Origin of the sequence: Acinetobacter guillouiae (genome assembly GCF_002370525.2) — a bacterium.
Classification (GTDB): Bacteria; Pseudomonadota; Gammaproteobacteria; order Pseudomonadales; family Moraxellaceae; genus Acinetobacter; species Acinetobacter guillouiae.
The window spans coordinates 1,263,151-1,283,217 of the sequence record NZ_AP014630.1; the positions used below are offsets into that span (position 1 = coordinate 1,263,151).

16 protein-coding genes and 1 pseudogene are annotated in these 20,067 nt (G+C 42.4%); 14 read left to right on the forward strand and 3 right to left on the reverse strand.

Annotated features, from left to right (window positions below; translation table 11 throughout):
- Positions 1–86: 86 nt before the first annotated feature.
- Complete coding sequence (locus AS4_RS05920) at positions 87–1,079, reverse strand: ABC transporter substrate-binding protein (RefSeq protein ID WP_096733522.1); 993 nt, start codon at positions 1,077–1,079, stop codon at positions 87–89.
- 3 nt (positions 1,080–1,082) lie between these two features.
- Complete coding sequence (locus AS4_RS05925; protein ID WP_004722169.1) at positions 1,083–1,670, reverse strand: ANTAR domain-containing response regulator; 588 nt, start codon at positions 1,668–1,670, stop codon at positions 1,083–1,085.
- Positions 1,671–2,101: 431 nt separating this feature from the next.
- Here AS4_RS05925 and AS4_RS05930 point away from each other — a divergent pair, with 431 nt between their 5' ends.
- The 9 genes and pseudogenes from AS4_RS05930 (at position 2,102) to AS4_RS22190 (ending at position 13,946) form a co-directional block, all read left to right on the forward strand.
- Complete coding sequence (locus AS4_RS05930) at positions 2,102–3,478, forward strand: MFS transporter (protein WP_096733523.1); 1,377 nt, start codon at positions 2,102–2,104, stop codon at positions 3,476–3,478.
- 35 nt (positions 3,479–3,513) lie between these two features.
- Entirely contained in the window at positions 3,514–6,060 is a 2,547-nt protein-coding gene (nirB, locus tag AS4_RS05935; RefSeq protein WP_096733524.1) for a nitrite reductase large subunit NirB, read from the forward strand.
- 99 nt (positions 6,061–6,159) lie between these two features.
- Positions 6,160–7,785, forward strand: a complete 1,626-nt coding sequence (nirD, locus tag AS4_RS05940; protein ID WP_096733525.1) for a nitrite reductase small subunit NirD — start codon at positions 6,160–6,162, stop codon at positions 7,783–7,785.
- 97 nt (positions 7,786–7,882) lie between these two features.
- Positions 7,883–10,678 (forward strand): nitrate reductase, encoded by a 2,796-nt coding sequence (locus tag AS4_RS05945; RefSeq protein ID WP_096733526.1) that lies wholly within the window; start codon positions 7,883–7,885, stop codon positions 10,676–10,678.
- A complete protein-coding gene (locus AS4_RS05950; protein WP_406565192.1) occupies positions 10,675–10,821 on the forward strand; it encodes a hypothetical protein in 147 nt (48 codons plus the stop codon). The genes AS4_RS05945 and AS4_RS05950 overlap by 4 nt, the downstream gene beginning before the upstream one ends.
- 303 nt (positions 10,822–11,124) lie before the next feature.
- A pseudogene (mobA, locus tag AS4_RS05955) lies at positions 11,125–11,619 on the forward strand (molybdenum cofactor guanylyltransferase); the annotation flags it as partial.
- A 183-nt stretch (positions 11,620–11,802) separates the two neighbouring features.
- Positions 11,803–12,912 carry a GTP 3',8-cyclase MoaA gene (gene moaA, locus AS4_RS05960; RefSeq protein WP_096733527.1) on the forward strand — a complete coding sequence of 370 codons (1,110 nt, stop codon included), beginning with the start codon at positions 11,803–11,805 and terminating at the stop codon, positions 12,910–12,912.
- Between the two features lie 79 nt (positions 12,913–12,991).
- Positions 12,992–13,234: a MoaD/ThiS family protein gene (locus AS4_RS05965; RefSeq protein WP_167468973.1), complete on the forward strand. Its 243-nt coding sequence runs from the start codon at positions 12,992–12,994 to the stop codon at positions 13,232–13,234.
- Between the two features lies 1 nt (position 13,235).
- A complete protein-coding gene (locus AS4_RS22190; RefSeq protein WP_096733529.1) occupies positions 13,236–13,946 on the forward strand; it encodes a molybdenum cofactor biosynthesis protein MoaE in 711 nt (236 codons plus the stop codon).
- Positions 13,947–14,094: 148 nt separating this feature from the next.
- Here the strand turns inward: AS4_RS22190 and pcaU are convergent, their stop codons facing one another.
- A complete protein-coding gene (gene pcaU, locus AS4_RS05975) occupies positions 14,095–14,919 on the reverse strand; it encodes an IclR family transcriptional regulator PcaU (protein ID WP_096733530.1) in 825 nt (274 codons plus the stop codon).
- Positions 14,920–15,170: 251 nt separating this feature from the next.
- On the opposite strand from pcaU, the gene AS4_RS05980 reads away from it, so the two are divergent.
- The 5 genes from AS4_RS05980 (at position 15,171) to pcaD (ending at position 20,029) form a co-directional block, all read left to right on the forward strand.
- Complete coding sequence (locus tag AS4_RS05980) at positions 15,171–15,854, forward strand: 3-oxoacid CoA-transferase subunit A (RefSeq protein WP_096733531.1); 684 nt, start codon at positions 15,171–15,173, stop codon at positions 15,852–15,854.
- Between the two features lie 2 nt (positions 15,855–15,856).
- Positions 15,857–16,510 (forward strand): 3-oxoacid CoA-transferase subunit B, encoded by a 654-nt coding sequence (locus tag AS4_RS05985; RefSeq protein ID WP_096733532.1) that lies wholly within the window; start codon positions 15,857–15,859, stop codon positions 16,508–16,510.
- 155 nt (positions 16,511–16,665) lie between these two features.
- A complete protein-coding gene (gene pcaF / locus AS4_RS05990; protein WP_096733533.1) occupies positions 16,666–17,874 on the forward strand; it encodes a 3-oxoadipyl-CoA thiolase in 1,209 nt (402 codons plus the stop codon).
- Between the two features lie 8 nt (positions 17,875–17,882).
- Positions 17,883–19,241 (forward strand): 3-carboxy-cis,cis-muconate cycloisomerase, encoded by a 1,359-nt coding sequence (pcaB, locus tag AS4_RS05995; RefSeq protein ID WP_096733534.1) that lies wholly within the window; start codon positions 17,883–17,885, stop codon positions 19,239–19,241.
- Positions 19,242–19,249: 8 nt separating this feature from the next.
- On the forward strand, positions 19,250–20,029 hold the full coding sequence (gene pcaD / locus AS4_RS06000) for a 3-oxoadipate enol-lactonase (protein ID WP_096735487.1): 780 nt from the start codon (positions 19,250–19,252) through the stop codon (positions 20,027–20,029).
- Positions 20,030–20,067: the final 38 nt, after the last annotated feature.

Below are 20,067 nucleotides of genomic sequence, written 5' to 3' on the forward strand. Positions count from 1 at the left end.
AAATTGGTCGCACAATTTGAATCTTGTTTCCTGCATCCTTGTAAATAAAATATGTTGTATGGCTTATGAGCATTTCAATCAGCAACCTATTCAATTAAACGCCCCGTGCACTGTATCGAAATATTTTTGATTTGTGCTGTATCGAGTTCTAAGTTATCCCATTTACACATTTGTTGAATAATCCATTCAAAATCATCTGGTTTAGGTGAGTCCTGTGTCCCAAAAGAGCGAATAATATTTTGTATTTTATGAAACGCATAGGTATGCACCAAATGTGAACAGTTGAAGCGGATAATGTCGCTGTCTTCTAACATGTGCCATATGGGTTGTAGTGATTGCAAGGTGCTTAAATCATGCTGTGCTTGCTGAATCGCGGTCTGCAATGCATTTAAGGTATTCGGATGCTTGTTCGCCCATTCATGGGTGGTCGCCAAAACTTTATCCGCCACTTCAGGAATAATCTGTTTACTCTCGGCAATCACATAACTATAACCTTCAATCTGCGCTTGGATATTCCAAGGTTCACCGACACAGAATCCATCAATGAGTTGTGATGAAATCGCATCCACCATATAGGACGGGGGCAGTGTGGAGGGTTGATATTTTTTTGCCAAATCTGGGTCTGCCAAAGCCAACCATTCTCTTAAACAATAATGATGGATGGACTGTTTAAACACATGGGCCAGTTGTATTTTATCGCCTTGTTTTAAGGCTTGAACCACTTTAGCTGCTGACGCTTGCGCACTATCATGCGTGTGAATTTTTAATTCATAACACAATTTTTGGCTCAAGCTGATAAATGCACGATTGGTACTCAACACCAATGAGGTTTGTAAGGGAATACCCAGTTGATCATTGCCTGTCGCAGCAGCGGGAAGCATGGCAGAAAGACAATGTGCGGCATCTAAAATACCAAAAGCTAAACGGTCACGTAGACTGGCCCAAGATGGCTCTTTCACCAACCTAACATTGAGTCCTTGCTCAGTGAAATAGCCTTGATGCTGCGCCCAAAGTATTGCAGTGCAATCCAATAAAGGAATATAACCTAATTGAATGTCCGTGGTTTCAAGTGTATGCATTGTTTATTCCTTGAAATTAGCTTGGAGCAAGGCTTGAGCATCGATTAACTTTCTTGCCATTTCCCCCATGGTGATACGGTGACTCATGGCATTTTTTCGTAACAAACTGAAGGCTTGTTCTTCTTCAATTTGATGCATCTGCATCAGCATCACTTTGGCTTTTTCAATATCTTTACGGTCTGCTAGTTTGCATTTGGTTTCATTGAGATCTTTTAACAGTTTTTTATGTTTTTTAAATTGCTCAATCGAAATTTCTAAAATACTTTCCAGTTTTTCAGGATCAATCCCATCGACAATATAGGCGGTTACACCCGCTTCAATGGCACTTTTAATGGTGTCTTTTTGCGAGTTTTTAGTGAAAAGTACTGTGGGCAAATCAAACTGACTTACACAGCTTTCAATAATATCTCGGTGTGGATGATCCATATCCAGCAAAATCACATCGGCATGTAAGTGTTGAAGATCGGTACTGTTTAAATGGTCAATCATCAGACATGCGACCACCTCGAAACCATGTTCGATCAAAGACGATTTGATAAAAGACGCCCGTTCTATATCATCATCGATCAGGGCAATTCTTAATTTTGGCATGTCGCTACTCAAGTATGTCCTGACATGAACTTTCAGCATATAAGCAATTTAGATGCCAATATCTCAGCTTGAAATTGCTGTTTAAAATCATAGTCATGGAATGTTAAAGAAAAATGATGCACTTTATTGACGCAATTTGCCTCCTAAACATGCAGTTCTATGCTTTAGATTTTATCCGCACAGATAAATAGCATGACCTTTGATCGTGCAATTCAGCGACAACCATTCAATCATAAGTGTTGAGTATTTAAGCAAAATAAAACCATAAACAACCAAAAATATAAAATTGGCATGAAGCATGCATAGATTAAAACAAGTCAAAGAAGACTTTCAAAATTTGTAAGACGGCCAACGACGTCCGTTCTGATCGTTACTGATATGCCTCGTGCATAACAGCAACTTATATGCGTTCAGTTCAGGAGATCGAAGCTATGTCTTCAAATTTAGATGCGAAAAAAGCAACAAAAATTCATCTTTTCAATTTTAGCAGCGCAGCAATGCGGGCCTTCCATATGAGTTGGCTCGCCTTTTTTGTCTGTTTTTTTGCATGGTTTGCCTGTGCGCCGTTAATGCCAGTGATTGCAGGTGAATTTCATCTGACGAAAGATCAAATTGCCAATATCAATATTGCCGCGGTGGCCATCACGATTTTAGTACGTCTGATCGTCGGACCTTTATGCGATAAATACGGTCCTCGTAAAACCTATACTGCATTACTGATTATCGGCAGTATTCCTGTATTTGGTGTGGCATCTGCCAATAGTTATGAATCCTTTCTATTTTTCCGTCTATTGATAGGTGCTATTGGTGCCAGCTTTGTCATCACGCAATATCACACCAGTATTATGTTTGCGCCAAATGTGGTGGGAACTGCAAATGCAACCACCGCAGGTTGGGGTAATGCAGGTGGTGGAGCAACTCAAGCCTTGATGCCATTGATGCTTGCTGCACTGGTGATGTTTGGTGTTGAACAAGCCATGGGGTGGAGAATTGCGCTGATTGTACCTGGTGTGATGATGTTAATCGTCGGTGCAATGTATTGGAAGTTTACTCAAGATTGCCCACAAGGTGATTTTAAAGAACTTCGTGCACAAGGTCTGCATGTGGGCAGCGATAAAAAAGGGGGTATGGCGATTTTGCTGCATGCTGCAAAAAACTATCGTGTTTGGATTCTGTTTGGTGCTTATGCAGCTTGTTTTGGTATCGAAATTTTTATTCACAACATTGTCGCAATGTACTACGTGGATCATTTCAAATTTGGTTTAAAAGAAGCAGGTATGGCCGCGGGGATTTTTGGTTTACTGGCACTGTTTGCCCGTGCACTTGGCGGTATTGTTTCAGACAAGGTGGCGACTAAAAAAGGTCTCGATGGTCGTACTAAAGTATTGTTTGCCATGATCCTGTTAGAAGGCGTATTTCTGATTGTCTTTTCTCAAATGAATACCGCAATTCTGGCGATTCTGGTCATGACCGTATTTGCTTTATTTACCCATATGGCTTGCGGTGCGACTTATGCACTGGTTCCATTTATTGACCGTGATGCTTTGGGTGGTGTGGCTGGCATTATCGGTGCAGGCGGTAACGTCGGTGCTGTTGCTGCAGGTTTCTTATTAAAAGGCATGCTGGATATTCAAACAACACTGATGGTTTTAGGTGGTTTGGTGGTGATTGCTGCAAGTTGTGTATTGATGATCCGTTTCTCGGTTGAACATAAAGAGAAAGAGCAAAAGTTATTTGAAGCTGCGGTGCTTGAGCGAAATAGCATGGAACAAAATGCTGTAAGTCTTAAACAAAACAGTGCGACTTAAGTGAATAACAACAGCAAGAATCAAGGAGAATCGATATGAAATTAGTGATGATTGGTCATGGAATGGTTGGGCACAAATTTATTGAATCTGTGCTGGAACATGCAGGTGATGAAGTTGAAATCACGATTTTGGCAGAAGAACCCCGTTTAGCTTATGACCGTGTACATTTGACTGAATATTTTACAGGGAAGTCTGCAAAAGATTTAACCCTCTGTCGTGCTGACTTTGCCGATGCTTATGGTATCGACCTGCGCTTAAACACCAAAGCTACTGATATAGATACCTGCAATAAATCCATCACCACCAATCATGGCGATGTGATTAGCTATGACAAATTGGTGCTTGCGACGGGTTCCTATGCTTTTGTTCCACCAATTTCAGGTCACGACCGTAACAACTGTTTTGTTTACCGCACCATTGATGACTTGGATGCGATTCGGGCAGCGAGTTTATCGGCAAAATCGGGTGTGGTGATTGGTGGTGGTTTACTCGGTTTGGAAGCGGCCAAAGCCCTTCGAGATTTAGACCTAGAAACTCATGTTGTTGAATTTGCACCTCGTTTAATGGCAGTACAAATTGACGATTTGGGCGGAAAAGTTTTACGTGCCAAGATTGAAAATTTAGGCGTGAAAGTCCATACCCAAAAGGCCACTTCGTCTATAGAAGACGGCGTGAACAGCACCCATGTGATGAAGTTTGCAGATGGTTCAGAACTTGAAACAGATATTATTCTATTTTCAGCGGGGATTCGCCCACGTGATGAATTGGCGCGTCAAAGTGGTTTAGCTTTGGGTGAACGTGGCGGTATCGTAATCAACGATTACTGCCAAACCTCAGATGCAGACATTTATGCAATTGGTGAATGTGCCTTATGGAACAATAAAATTTATGGTTTAGTCGCGCCCGGCTATGACATGGCACGGATTGCAGCAAAACATGTGATGCAACAAAGTTGTAGTACATTTGCTGGCGCAGACATGAGCACCAAGTTAAAACTGATGGGTGTCGATGTGGCATCGGTAGGCGATGCGCATGCCATGACCGCAAATGCATTGAGCTATTTCTATGCTGATGAAGATGCAATGGTCTATAAAAAGATCGTGGTCAATGCAGAGAAAACCCAATTATTAGGCGCGGTACTGGTCGGTTGCGCCAAAGAATATAACGACTTATTGCAAATGATGCTCAATGGATTGGCTATACCTGAAAATCCAGAAAGTTTAATCATGCCGGGCTATGCACAATCTTCAGCAAAAGCGGGAGGCAGTGGTGTTGATTTATTGCCAGACAGTGCCACGATTTGTTCATGTAATAACGTGTCTAAAGCAGATATTTGTAGTGCTATTGCAGAGGGTTCGACCTCATTAGGTGCGTTAAAAAAATGTACCAAAGCCGCAACCGCATGTGGTGGATGTGCACCCTTAGTGACCCAAGTTTTAAAATCTGAATTACAACGCCAAGGGGTAACCGTCAATAATCATCTTTGTGAACATTTTGCTTACTCACGCCAAGAGTTGTATCACTTGGTACGGGTCAATGAAATTAAAAGCTTTGATGATTTGATTCAACAACATGGGCATGGTTTAGGTTGTGATATTTGTAAACCGACTGCGGCCAATATCTTGGCATCTTGCTGGAATGACTTTGTTCTCACCGCAAATCATGCTGGGCTGCAAGACAGTAATGACTACTATCTAGGCAATATTCAAAAAGATGGTTCGTATTCTGTTGTACCACGTATGGCAGGCGGTGAAGTGACCCCAGATGGTTTGATTGCAGTGGGGCAGATTGCCAAAGAATATGGTTTATATACCAAGTTAACTGGTGGGCAACGGGTAGACTTATTTGGAGCACAAGTCCATCAATTGCCTGAAATTTGGGAAAAATTGATCAATGCTGGTTTTGAGTCTGGTCATGCCTATGGCAAGTCATTACGTACCGTTAAATCCTGTGTTGGGAGCACATGGTGCCGTTATGGTGTCGATGACTCGATCGGTTTAGCCATCCTCCTTGAAAATCGCTACAAAGGTTTGCGTTCCCCACATAAATTAAAAATGGCTGTTTCGGGCTGTACCCGTGAGTGTGCCGAAGCACAAAGCAAAGATGTTGGGGTGATTGCCACTGAAAAAGGCTGGAACTTATATGTTTGTGGCAATGGAGGAATGAAACCCCGCCATGCAGAACTTTTAGCTTCTGACCTAGATACGCAAACTTTAATTCAATATATCGATCGCTTTTTTATGTTCTATATCCAAACAGCGGATCGCTTACAACGGACTTCAGTATGGCGTGACAATATGGAAGGTGGTTTGGATTATCTTAAAGATGTTGTTGTGCATGATTCCTTAGGAGTTGCTGCTGAACTTGAACGTCGAATGAGCCATGTGGTCGGCACTTATCAAGATGAATGGCGCACTGCGGTGGAAGATCCTGAAGTACGTAAACGTTTTGTGACCTTTATTAATGCCAAAGCTGAGCAACAGCAAGACCCACATATTCAGTTTGCCCAAGTCCGTGGGCAAATTCGCCCAAAAACTGAATCAGAACGTGATCAGAGCCGTATTCCTGTAGTTGAAGCATAAGGTTGAAGCATATGAATACTGGGTTTATTGGCCTTATTCCACAGCTTAAAAACAAGTCTGGTGGAAGATCTGATCAACGTTGTTAAAAGGATAAATACAATGACCATTTTAAAAGATATGAATGAACTCGATTGGCTGGATATTTGTGCATTGCAAGACATTACGCCCAATACAGGTGTAGGCGCATTACTCGGGCAACAACAAGTGGCTATTTTTCGGGTAGGCAGTGAAAAGCGTGTATATGCGCTGAGCAACCAAGACCCATTCAGTAAAGCCTTTGTCATGTCGCGTGGAATTATTGGTGATTTACAAGGTGAACGTGTAGTTGCATCACCGATTTATAAGCAACATTTTAGTTTAGCAACAGGCCGTTGTTTAGAAGACAAAGATCAAAAATTATTGGTTTTTCCAAGCAAAATTGAAAATGGTCGTGTTTGGGTCAGTCCAACCCCACAAAAAACCTATATCACCAATAATGGTATGGCTCAGGAAAAAATCAATTTAGTTCTGGTGGGGAACGGATTGGCAGGAATGCGTTGCTTGGAAGATTTGCTGGATATGGCACCTGATCGTTATGAGGTGACGGTGATTGGTGAGGAGCCTTGGGGTAATTATAACCGGATTATGCTGTCGCCTGTCTTATCAGGGGATAAAACCATTGACGACATTATGCTACATCCCCATTCATGGTATGCCGATAAAAATATTCGCTTTATTGCGGGTGATGCTGCGGTACGTATTGACCGTCCACGTAAGCAGGTCTATACCGAAAAAGGTGTGGTGGTGAGCTATGACCGTTTGATTTTAGCAACGGGTTCAAAACCATTTATTCCACCAGTCAAAGGCTCAGATTTAGATGGCGTGTTGAGTTTTCGTGATATTTATGATGTCAATAATATGCTCGACTACTGCAAATCTAAAAACAATGCCGTGGTGATTGGTGGTGGTCTATTGGGGCTAGAAGCCGCATATGGTTTAAAGCAACGTGGTATGAATGTGACGGTTTTGCATTTGATGGATCGCATTATGGATCGCCAACTTGATGCCAAAGCCAGTCAAATGTTGAAAACAGCAATTGAACAAAAGGGCATTTCGATCATCACCGAAGCCAATACAGAAGAATTACTCGGTGAAAATGGTCATGTCACCCAGGTTCGGTTAAAAGATGGCACACTTTTAGATGCAGATCTGGTGGTTTTTGCCGTGGGTATTCGCCCAAATATGGCTTTGGCACAAAGCTCGGGTTTACGCTGTAATCGCGGTGTGTTGGTCAATGACACCATGCAAACTTATGATCCAAGTATTTATGCAGTGGGTGAATGTATTGAGCATCGTAACCAAACGTTTGGTTTGGTAGAACCTTTATGGGGTCAAGCCTTTATCTGTGCATCACATTTGGCCGAACACGGCAGTTTAACTTTTAAAGCACCGACTGTTCCAACCCAGTTAAAAGTTAGTGGTTGTGATGTTTTCTCAGCAGGCCGCATTGATTTAGAAAACAGTCAACCGCTAGAAGGTTTTGAAGACATTATTCTGAATGATGAAAAACGTCAAATCTACAAACGCATTATTATTCAAAAAGATAAAGTCGTGGGTGCAGTACTGTTTGGTGATACAGAGGATGGTACTTGGTACGCTGAATTGATTGCTGATCAAACCCCAATTTCTTCGATTCGCAATAAATTGTTATTTGGTCGGGATTTTGCATTAAAAAAAGCAGGCTGATTTATATCGCTTAACCCTCTTCATTTTAACAGCAGGGGGAGATTAAAAATGAAAGCCATATTTAAGTGAATGTATAGCATTGAGGAGCACAGCAGCAATGAATAGTATCCCTTTAGTGGAACTGCCGAGCTCCACAGAACAAAAGATCACAAGCACACACACCACTTGTCCTTACTGTGGTGTAGGCTGTGGTGTCACAGCAACAGTGCAAGACACCACGCTAGGACAAAAAGTGTCTGTGGTTGGCGATGTCAATCATCCCTCGAATTACGGAAAACTGTGTATTAAAGGCAGTAATTTAGCCGATACGCTGGGGTTGGGCACACGTGTTTTACATCCGATGCTTGGACGTCATTCCCATCAGCAAGTCACAGATTGGGATAGCGCAACAGATTTAATTGCCAATAAATTCCAACACTATATCGAGCAATATGGTCGTGACAGTGTCGCATTTTATGTTTCTGGTCAGTTGTTGACGGAAGACTATTATGTGGTGAATAAATTCGTTAAAGGCTATTTAGGTACAGCCAATATCGATACCAATTCAAGATTGTGTATGTCTTCGGCGGTTGCCGCACATAAGCGTGCTTTTGGTGAGGATTTGGTACCTGCAAGTTATGATGATTTTGAACATACTGACATGGTGATTTTGGTCGGTTCAAATACAGCATGGTGTCATCCCGTGATGTATCAACGCATCATGAAAGCCAAAGAATTAAGACAACAAAAGCAAAGTGATTTATTTGTGGTGGTGATCGATCCACGCTTTACCGCCACATGTGAAGCGGCTGATTTACATTTGCCTATTTTGATTGGTCAAGATGTTTGCTTGTTTAATGGGTTATTACAATATTTATATCAACAGGGTTATGCCGATAGCGCATTTGTTGAGGCACATACCCAAGGGCTAGAGACGGCACTCAAAAGTTCGCAAGCTGAAACAGATCTCCAAGATGTTGCAGTGAAAACAGGAATTTCGCTAGAAAAACTCCAGCTCTTTTTTGAAAAGTTTGCCCAAACTGAAAAAGTCATGACCCTATTTTCAATGGGTGTAAACCAGTCTTCACGTGGCGTGGACAAAGCCAATAGCATCATTAATTGTCATTTGTTGACGGGCAAAATTGGAAAGTTGGGCGCAGCACCGTTCTCTATGACAGGACAACCCAATGCCATGGGCGGGCGTGAAGTGGGTGGGCTTGCCAATATGCTGGCAGCACACATGGACTTAGACAATCAGCAACATCAACAGCTTGTGCAAAGTTTTTGGAACAGTCCAAGCATTGCCAAACAGGTTGGATTAAAAGCCGTTGATCTTTTTGAAGCAGTGGAAAGTGGCAAGATTAAAGCCATTTGGATTATGGCGACCAATCCCGTGGTCAGCCTACCCAATGCCGATCAGGTCAAACGTGCGCTAAACACTTGTGAGTTTGTTGTGGTATCCGATATTTGCAAAGATACCGACACCACTCAGTTTGCTGATGTGCTCTTACCTGCATTGGGGTGGGGCGAAAAGGATGGCACGGTCACTAATTCAGAACGCCGTATTTCAAGACAACGTGCTTTTTTAGACCCGCCTGGGCAGGCCAAAGCGGATTGGTGGGCTGTGGCACAAGTGGCTAAAAAACTTGGATTTACTGGCTTTGATTTTGCAAATAGCCACGAGATTTTTAAAGAACATACACAGTTATCTGCGTATCAAAATGCAGAGATTAATACGCGATCAAATGCACAAAGCTTTCGTTACTTCAATTTACAAGGTTTAACTGATCTTTCATTGGATGAATATGATCAATTGGCACCCATTCAATGGCCTGTGATCATGCGCAATCAGGCTGAGCATGCATACGCACAATTGTTTTCGCAGGGGCAGTTTAGTCATGCAGATGGCAAAGCTAAATTTATTGCCACAATGGCGATAGATCCAGTCCATCAAAGCACTGCTGAATATCCTTTAATCCTTAATACAGGACGGATTCGAGATCAGTGGCATACCATGACCCGCACAGGTTTATCTGCCAATTTAAGCACCCATAAAGCAGAACCCTTTTGTGAAATTCACCCCAATGATGCATTGAAATATGGCTTGAAAGAAGGCGAGTTGGTCGAAATCAAATCGGCTTGGGGCAATTGTGTATTGCGAACTGTATTCAGTGACAATATCCGTCGGGGGCAGATTTTTGCCCCGATTCATTGGAATGATCAATTTGCTTCAGATGCTCGTATTGGCAAAGTGGTCAATCCCGTGGTAGATGCAATTTCAGGCGAGCCAGAATTTAAACATACTCCTGTGCTGATTCAGCCATTTTATACCCAATGGCAAGGGGTATTTTATGTTCGTGAAGGTTATGAGCATATTGTTAAAAATAGCATCGAAAATACGGTGTGGTGGACAAAAATTCAGACCGCCAAAGCAGTGCGCTATGAATTGGCGGATCGTCGTCGTTTTACCCAAACCACCCAACATCTCAAACAACTCTTACCCTTTGAAGATGAGAGTTTTGAATGGCTGAACTTGGAAGATCAAACTGCACATATCAGCCATAGTGTAGTGTTAAAAGAAGGTCGCCTTATTGCAAGTTTATATATCGCACCCAAAGCCTTATTGCCTGATCGTGATTGGGTTGCCAGCTTATTTAAACGTGATCGTTTAAGTGCGATGCATCGTAAAGCCTTACTTGCTGGACAAGCCATGTCGATGGGCAATAGTGATGGGCCGTTGGTGTGTAGTTGTTTTAAAGTGGGCAAAAATCGAATTATTCAAACCATTAAAGAAAACAATATTAATCATGAAAAACAAGTGACTGCATGTTTAAAAGCAGGCGGTAATTGTGGTTCATGTTTACCTGAAATTCGCGGATTGATTAAAGCCTGTCAAGCGGAGCTTACACAATGAAAAGATTCATAAAATCGAGAAGACCGAGCCAATATCCACAGACTGATCTTGTCATTCTTGCAGGTGGTCAGGCAAGGCGTATGAATGGAATCAATAAACTGTTACAGAAGTTTGATGATCAAATTCAATTGGGGGGCTGTTGACATTTCATAAATGGCTTGCGTTGTAGGCTAAAATTGAGCAGGCAAGGCAGGAAACGAAGAGAATAGCGAGACTATTTTCAAGTTTCATAACGAAGGCTGAGATAATTTTAGCCACAACCCTGAGCAAGAACAAAGCACTGCTTTGTTTGCAGCGCAAGGCGCAGCGGGGGACTAGCGTGTTTTTTGCCGCTACGTCGTTACGAACTACTTATTTAGAATGACTAAATTTCGTATTTCCTGCCAAGTATCGCCTAAAAAACACACGTCGTCGCAAACATAGACGAATTGTCAACAGCCCCTTAGATCCACCAACAACTAAAAAATCGAGTCGCGCAGATTTGGGTCAATAGCCACCGTGATTATTCAATTTATCAAAAACTTATTCCCAGTTTGTATTGCTATCAGGATGATGAAAAAGGCTTTTATGGTCCGTTGATGGGAATAAAAAGTGCATGGTCTTATGTGACATCTGACTATGTACTTTTTGTGCCCTGTGATGTGACCTTTATTCCACCTGATGTTCTTGAAAGCTTACATATGGCTTTAGCGAGTCATCCTTTGGCACAAGTGGCTTATGTCAATATCAATGGCAAAGCCTTATATCCATTTTGCTTGTTAAAGCGCAGTGCTTTAAATCAAATCTGCACTCATCTTGAACAAGGACAACGCAGTTTAAAGGCATGTTTTTCTGATTTGCACGCTCAGGAAGCGTTATTTGAAAATCATGCACTATTTTTTCACAGCATCAATTCTTTGGACGAATTACAGCAATATCAACAACTCAAGTTTTTACATTGAATGGCTTGGTTTGGGCTAAATTTTTGCAAACCTCTGATTTTGAGTTAGCTCAGGCAGGTTTTAGCTGAAGCGCATTGGTGAATGGTCAAAGTTGGAACACTTCTTGCAATTTCAAGATCAATAAAATAGCGCAGATTTTAAGTTAAAAAATTCTTGAACTTAAACCATGCTTGGGATGTATAGATGAATGCAATGACACAATATGAAGTGGGTACGGCTTTTGTCGATCAATATGGTCGTAGCAAGCGTAAACTCCGAATTTCAGTGACAGATCGCTGTAATTTTAAGTGTGTCTATTGTATGCCCGAACATCCTGAATGGATGAAAAAACACGATTTACTCAGTTTTGAAGAACTTTATGTGTTTTGTGAGTTTATGGTGCGGTATGGCATTGAACAGATTCGTATCACAGGTGGTGAGCCGTTAATGCGTCAAGGTGTGGTGCACTTTATTGAGCAACTACAAAAATTAAGAAAACTGGGACTCAAACGTATCTCAATGACCAGTAACGCACACTATCTTAAACAATACGCAAGCCAGTTAAAAAAAGCGGGTTTAGATGACTTAAATATCAGTCTGGACAGTCTAGATCCAGCACAATTTAAGGCACTGACTCAAAAACAATTACAACCCGTATTAGCGGGCATTGTCGCAGCACAACAAGCAGGCTTTAAGATTAAGATCAATGCTGTATTGATCAAAGGCGTCAATGACGATCAGATTTTGCCCTTAGCACACTGGTCAATTCAACACCATTTTACTGTGCGATTTATTGAGTTTATGCCTTTGGATGGCGCTGGTCTTTGGTCGCAAGCCGATATTGTCAGTGAACAAGAAATTTTAGCTCAATTACAGCAAGACTTTGTTGTCACTTTACAGCAAGGACAATCTTCCGAGCCTGCACGACAGTATTTTATTGATGGTTATCCGATTGGCATCATTTCGACCATTACCAATTCATTTTGTGGCACATGTGACCGTGTACGCCTAACTGCACAAGGTGATTTTTATAATTGTCTATTTGCGCAAAAGGGTATCCAGTTAAAAGCGCAAATTAAGGCATTGGATCAGGATTTAGCTATTTTAGAGCCTCTCGAATTAGCGCAAACCAGTTCACCAAATGCAGTTGTATATTCGCCAATAACATTAGAGTCGCCACAGCATAGACAATTACAAGATACTTTGTCTGATTATATTTGGCAGAAAAAACAAGGCTTTGATGAGATTTATCAGCAGCCAAAATCAAAACATTCATCATCTCGAAAAATCAGTATGTATATGATTGGAGGTTAATATGTCAGATCAATTTAAAATTTTAAATACACCAGACTCGGCAAACATCGCCAATCAATTCAAAGATATCCAGCAGCATATGACCGTAAAAATTGAATGCTTCGGTGCAATTGAGCGTTTACTGCCGAATGATTTAACCCTGCAATGTGAGTCTAAAATGAGGCTTTCGGATGTTTTGGAGTATGTGGTACGCGCTTATCCACATGCAGAAAACATGCTTGAGCGTTGTGCATGTGCAATAGGCGAAGACATTATCCCACGTCAGACCTTATTAACATCGGACAGCACCGTGGTTTTACTGTCACCTGTTGCGGGAGGTTGATATGCATACATTTGAACAGACGCTTAAACAATTCAATAGAATTCAGGATACCCCTTTAAGCCAAGACAGTTTTGACCCGATTCAAGACTTTCCTGAATGCGGCGGGATTGGCATCTTTATTGGAACAGTACGTAATCACCATGAAGGCAAAGCAGTCAAAGCACTGAAATATACCGCCTATGCACCTGTTTCAGAAAAAATGATTCGTCAAATTGAGCAAGAGATTCAACAAAAATTTGCGGTGGCTTATGTACGGGTTATTCATCGTATTGGTGCTTTAAACATCGGTGAAAAAGCCATTATTGCGATTGCTTATGCAGCGCATCGCCGTGAAGCATTTGCTGCCTGTGAAGAAGCAGTAGAACGGGTAAAACATGAAGTTCCAGTATGGAAAGAAGAGTTTTATTTGGATGGCACTAGCCAATATGTTGCGGGTTGTTGTATTCGAAAAGATGATGTGGAACCAGATCATTCAATACAACCAGAGTCATTTCACCAACATGATTGTGAACGTGATCATGGGGCTTCTCAGCACCATTCATCTCAGCACAATCAACCTCAACATCAGCATTCTTTAGCAGCGCATTCCCAACACAGACATTTAGGGGACACGCATTTAGAACACAAGCATCAACAACAGGATCATGAACGAGAACAGCACGTGTTATTGAGCAAACAGTGTGAACAGACAATTTATCAATGGCATATGTAAAAAACATATTTAGCAAACTTGGCAAAGTGTCTTCTTCGCAAAGTAGGTTTTGTCATGAAAAAGAGGTCGCCATACAATTACACAGGTGATGTATATAGATCAGGAAAGCATCCTTGAAACTCCCTCAAATTTGTTATCTCAACAGACGCTAAATCACTTGGCGTAAATCCCGCGCTGTTTCTTGCAGTAACGGTAAAATATGCGTAATTAAATAATCTTTTGTGGTGCGTATAGTAGGGGAGACAATATTGAGTGCGGCAACAACAACCGCATTTGAGTCATAAATTGGAACTGCCACAGCATGCACCCCCAATTCGTGCTCTTCACAGGAATAACACCAATCTTGTTCTTTAATCTCATGCAGTAATTCTATAAAGGCAGCACTTTCTGTATGAGTGTATTTAGTGAAACGTTTTAATGGATACTGGGTCAGCCACTGTTTTTGTTCTTCAATTGTTAAATGCGCCAATAAAATTTTCCCCGCAGAGGTCGCATGTGCAGCCAGACGATTGCCCAAATGTAAGCCATAGGGATTAACACGGTCTGTTTGCTGGTGTGCAGCACTACGTGCAATGGTAATTGCTTCATAACCATCGAGAACCATCACGGAATAAATCAGCGAGGTTTGGTTGGTCAATAAATTTAATAAGGGTTGGCAAATTTTAGGTAAAGGGGAGCCATCTAAATAAGCGCCAGAGAATTTGAGAATTTTCGGGGTTAAATAATAATAATGTCCGTCAAAGTTTAAATAGCCTAAGTATTCTAATGTGAGTAAATGGCGACGCGCTGCGGCACGGGTCATTCCTGTTTTCTCTGCTGCTGTACTGATGTTAAAGCGGTGTCGTTCAGGTCCAAAACATTCCAAAATCGCCAAACCTTTTGCAATCCCTGCAATAAAATCTTCATGGCGAATAATTTTTTTATTTTCAGTATGATGGATAAAACTAGTGGTTTTTTTTTGTTCATTGTCCATAACGTAGATCCTTCTTTAAAAGCCAGTTGCATTAAAATTATGCTCAATCAAAATCAGACTATTTTAGTGGGATAATGTGCGATCATCGAACATAAAAAATAGTGATCGAACAAAACCTCCCATTAAGCCTAGAAGTAAATACAAAATTTATCAAGAATGAAGATAAGAAATCCGAACAAAACACTCAACTTAAGTTTCATCGGTTTCTAGGATGAAACAAATGAGTGATTCATAGTACAGGAAGTAGTCAGATGATTGATAAAAGCGCCACCTCATTGACCGAGGTTCTGTCACAAATCAAAGATGGTGCAACCATTATGATTGGTGGCTTTGGAACAGCAGGACAGCCCGCAGAGCTGATCGATGGGCTGATTGAACTTGGCGTTAAAGATCTGGTGATTGTCAATAACAATGCAGGCAATGGCGATTATGGTCTGGCTAAACTGCTTAAATCAGGTGCAGTCCGTAAAATCATTTGTTCTTTCCCACGTCAGTCGGACTCTTGGATATTTGATGAACTCTACCATGCGGGCAAGATCGAACTTGAACTGGTTCCACAAGGCAATCTCGCGTGTCGTATTCAAGCCGCAGGAATGGGTTTAGGTGCGGTGTTTACCCCAACAGGTTTTGGCACCTTATTGGCAGACGGCAAAGAAACTCGTCATATCGATGGCAAAGACTACGTGCTTGAATATCCGATTAAAGCAGACTTCGCACTGATTAAAGCACATCACGGCGACCGTTGGGGCAACTTGGTTTATAACAAATCAGCACGTAACTTTGGTCCAATCATGGCGATGGCTGCAGATGTCACCATTGCACAGGTTTCAGAGGTGGTTGAATTGGGTCAACTCGATCCTGAGCATATTATTACCCCAGGGATTTTTGTTCAGCATGTGGTTGCAGTTGATGCAGCCAATGGTAATGGAGAATAACAATGAGCTACCAAAAATTAAGCCGTGACCAAATTGCTGAACGTGTTGCCCAAGATATTCCCGATGGTGCTTATGTCAATTTAGGCATTGGTTTACCAACCAAGATTTCAAAATATCTGCCAACAGATAAAGATGTATTTCTACATTCTGAAAATGGTTTATTGGCTTTTGGTCCTCCACCCGCCAAAGGTGAAGAAGATCCTGAGTTGATTAATGCAGGCAAAGAATATGTCACCATGCTAACGGGTGGCTCATTTTTCCATCATGGTGATTCTTTTGCCATGATGCGTGGTGGACATCTGGATATTGCTGTATTGGGTGCATTTCAAGTGGCAGCCAATGGCGATCTTGCCAACTGGCATACCGGTGCGCCAGATGCGATTCCTGCGGTGGGTGGTGCAATGGATTTGGCTGTAGGGGCCAAGAAAGTCTTTATCACCACCGACCATGTGACCAAGCAAGGTGAACCTAAGATTGTTGAAGAACTGACTTATCCAGTGACAGGTAAACATTGTGTTGATCGTATCTATACCGACCTATGCGTGATTGATGTGACTGCAGAAGGCTTAAAAGTGCTTGAAAAAGTTGCAGGTCTGAGCTTTGAAGAATTACAGGCTTTGACGGGTGCTCAATTGATTGATGCGACACAGGGATAATAAATCCCTCCCTTGCGGAATGATTAAATCTCTCCTTACGGAATGATTAAATCTCCCCTAACCCCTCTTTATGAAAGAGGGGAACTTCTTCTTTTACAAAGAGGTGAGCTGCGGTTGTAGCAGCGCAAGGGAGATTATTTAAGGATATAAACAACATGAAAAACGCTTACATCATAGATGCCATCCGTACCCCATTTGGTCGTTATGCTGGTGGTCTTGCGCCAGTCCGTGCAGATGACCTCGGTGCAATTCCAATTCAAGCATTGATACAACGTAATCCAACGGTAGATTGGCAGCAAGTTGATGATGTGATTTATGGCTGTGCCAATCAGGCTGGTGAAGACAATCGTAATGTCGGGCGTATGTCAGCATTATTGGCTGGTGTGCCATACCAAGTGCCAGCAACCACTGTCAACCGTTTATGCGGTTCATCACTAGATGCGATTGCCATGGCAGCTCGTGCCATCAAGGCCAATGAAGCAGATTTAATCATTGCCGGTGGTGTAGAAAGTATGAGCCGTGCGCCCTATGTGATGGGCAAGTCGGACAGTGCTTTTGGACGTAGTCAAAAGATTGAAGACACCACCATGGGCTGGCGCTTTATCAACCCAAAACTCAAAGAATTGTATGGTGTGGACAGCATGCCACAAACTGCTGAAAACGTGGCAGAACAATTCAATATTAACCGTGCGGATCAAGATCAATTTGCGCTAAACAGCCAACAACGTACCGCGGCAGCACAAGCTCAAGGCTTTTTTCAAAACGAGATTGTGCCTGTCACTATTCCACAGCGTAAAGGTGATGCTGTGATTGTGGATACCGATGAACATCCACGTGCATCAACCACTTTAGCTGCACTGACAAAACTTAAAGGCGTGGTCAAAGCCGATGGTACGGTCACGGCGGGAAATGCGTCTGGGATTAATGATGGTGCGGCAGCATTACTGATCGCCTCAGATGAAGCTGTAGAAAAATACCAATTAAAACCACGTGGCAAAATTATTGCAGCAACCACAGTCGGTGTTGAACCAAGAATTATGGGCTTTGCACCTGCGCCTGCGATCAAGAAACTGCTTAAACAAGCTGATCTTCGCTTAGAACAAATGGATGTGATTGAGCTAAATGAAGCTTTTGCCGCCCAAGCTTTGGCCGTAACCCGTGATTTGGGTTTGGCAGATGATGATGCACGTGTCAATCCTAATGGTGGGGCGATTGCCTTAGGTCATCCTTTGGGTGCATCAGGTGCCAGACTGGTGACCACTGCCTTAAATCAACTTGAACAGATCAAGGGTGAATATGCCTTATGTTCAATGTGTATTGGGGTGGGGCAGGGTATTGCATTAATTATTCAACGTGTTGAGTGAGGTATCTGATGAGCCAGTTATACGCCAGCTTATTTTATCAGCCTGATGTCACAGCAATCTTTAGTGATCATGCCTTATTGGCTTATATGATCCAAGCCGAAGTGGCTTTGGCAAAAGCACAGGCACAAGTGGGTGTGATTCCAACATCCGCAGCCAGCATCATTGAACAAGTTGGACAACAGGCCTTAGCCAAAATTGATTTTGAAGCATTGGCAACTGCCACAGCACTTGCGGGAAATATTGCGATTCCTTTCGTAAAGCAATTTACTGCGATTGTAAAACAACACGATGAAGACACAGCGCGTTATGTGCATTGGGGCGCAACCAGCCAAGATATTATTGATACAGCCACGATTCTGCAATGCCGTGATGCCTTGGGGCTGATCGAAAAACAATTACAACAGGCGTATCAAGTTTCATTAGACCAAGCACAACAGTATCGTAATCAAGTCATGATCGGTCGCACATGGTTACAACAAGCTTTACCGATCACCTTAGGGCATAAGTTTGCACGTTGGGCTGCGGCATTTAAACGTGATCTTGACCGTCTACACGAGATGAAAAGCCGAGTGCTTACTGCTCAACTCGGTGGGGCTGTCGGCTCATTGGCATCATTACAAGATCAAGGTTCAGCGGTGGTTAAAGCCTATGCTGTGGCATTAAATTTAACCTCGCCTGAGTGTACATGGCACGGTGAACGTGACCGCATCGTTGAAATTGCCAGTGTGCTTGCCATGATTGTCGGTAATGTCGGCAAGATGGCAAAAGACTGGTCTTTGCTGATGCAAACTGAAATTGCTGAAGTTTTTGAACCCACTGCAAAAGGTCGTGGTGGTTCATCCACCATGCCACATAAACGGAATCCAGTTGCAGCAGCTTGCGTCCTTGCAGCAGCCAACCGTGTCCCAGCATTAATGGCAAGTGTCTACCAAAATATGCTGCAAGAACATGAACGTGCTTTAGGCACTTGGCATGCAGAATGGTTAGTAATTCCTGAAATTTTCCAGCTATGTGCAGGTGCTTTAGAACGCACGATAGATGTACTTGAACATATGCAAGTCGATGCACAAGCCATGCAGCGTAACCTTGAGTGTACTCAGGGCTTGATCATGGCAGAAGCAGCAATGATGGCACTGGCACCCAAAATTGGACGCTTAAATGCGCATCATTTGGTTGAGCAAGCTTGCCAGCAAGCCATCGCACAGCAGCAGCATTTAAAAACGGTATTGTCCGCAATGGCTGAGGTGAATGTCCATCTAAGTGCACAGGCATTAGATGAGATTTTTAAACCAGCCGCTTACTTGGGCAATATTCAGGCACAAATTGATGCCGTACTACAAGCAGCACAAGGGGTGTCTAAACCATGAAAGTCAGTATGAAAATTAAAAATCGTCAAGGACAGCAACTTGCCGTTCAAATCCAAGGCGTAAAAGATGCCCCAGTGATCATGTTTTCCAACTCACTCGGAACGGATCATGGGATGTGGCAAACACAAGTAGATGTTTTGGCGCAACACTATCAGATTATTACTTATGATACTCGCGGGCATGGTGCGAGTGATGTGATTGCCAACAGTACACTGCAAAACTTTGCCGACGATGTGATTGATATCTTAGATACATGGCATATTGAAAAAGCACATTTTTGTGGAATTTCAATGGGTGGCATCACTGCACTCACGCTGGCAATTCAATACCCTGAACGCTTTTATAGCATCACTGTGGCAAACTCAGCCGCCAAAATTGGTACAGCTGAAGCATGGAATACCCGTGCCGATAGCGTTGAGCAAGATGGGCTGGCTGAAATTGTAAAAACCACACATACCCGTTGGTTTAGTGAGCATTTTGATTATGCACATGATGTGCTTGCTCAAAAAACTATACAAAGTTTGGCTGTGACACCAGCACAAGGCTATGCCAATGCCTGTCGAGCATTGGCAAATGCAGATGTTCGAGATCAGCTCAATCAAATTCAAATCCCAACTTTAATTATCGCAGGTCAATATGACCCTGTAACGACGGTTCAGGATGCAGCGTTTATGCATCAATCCATTCCAACCAGTCAACTTGAAATCTTGGCAGCTTCTCATTTGTCCAATATTGAACAACCACAAGTGTTCAATCAGACATTGTCCAAGTTTATTCAGAACATATAACCGTCTAGGGTTAGAAAGGAATTCGCCTACAAGGAGGC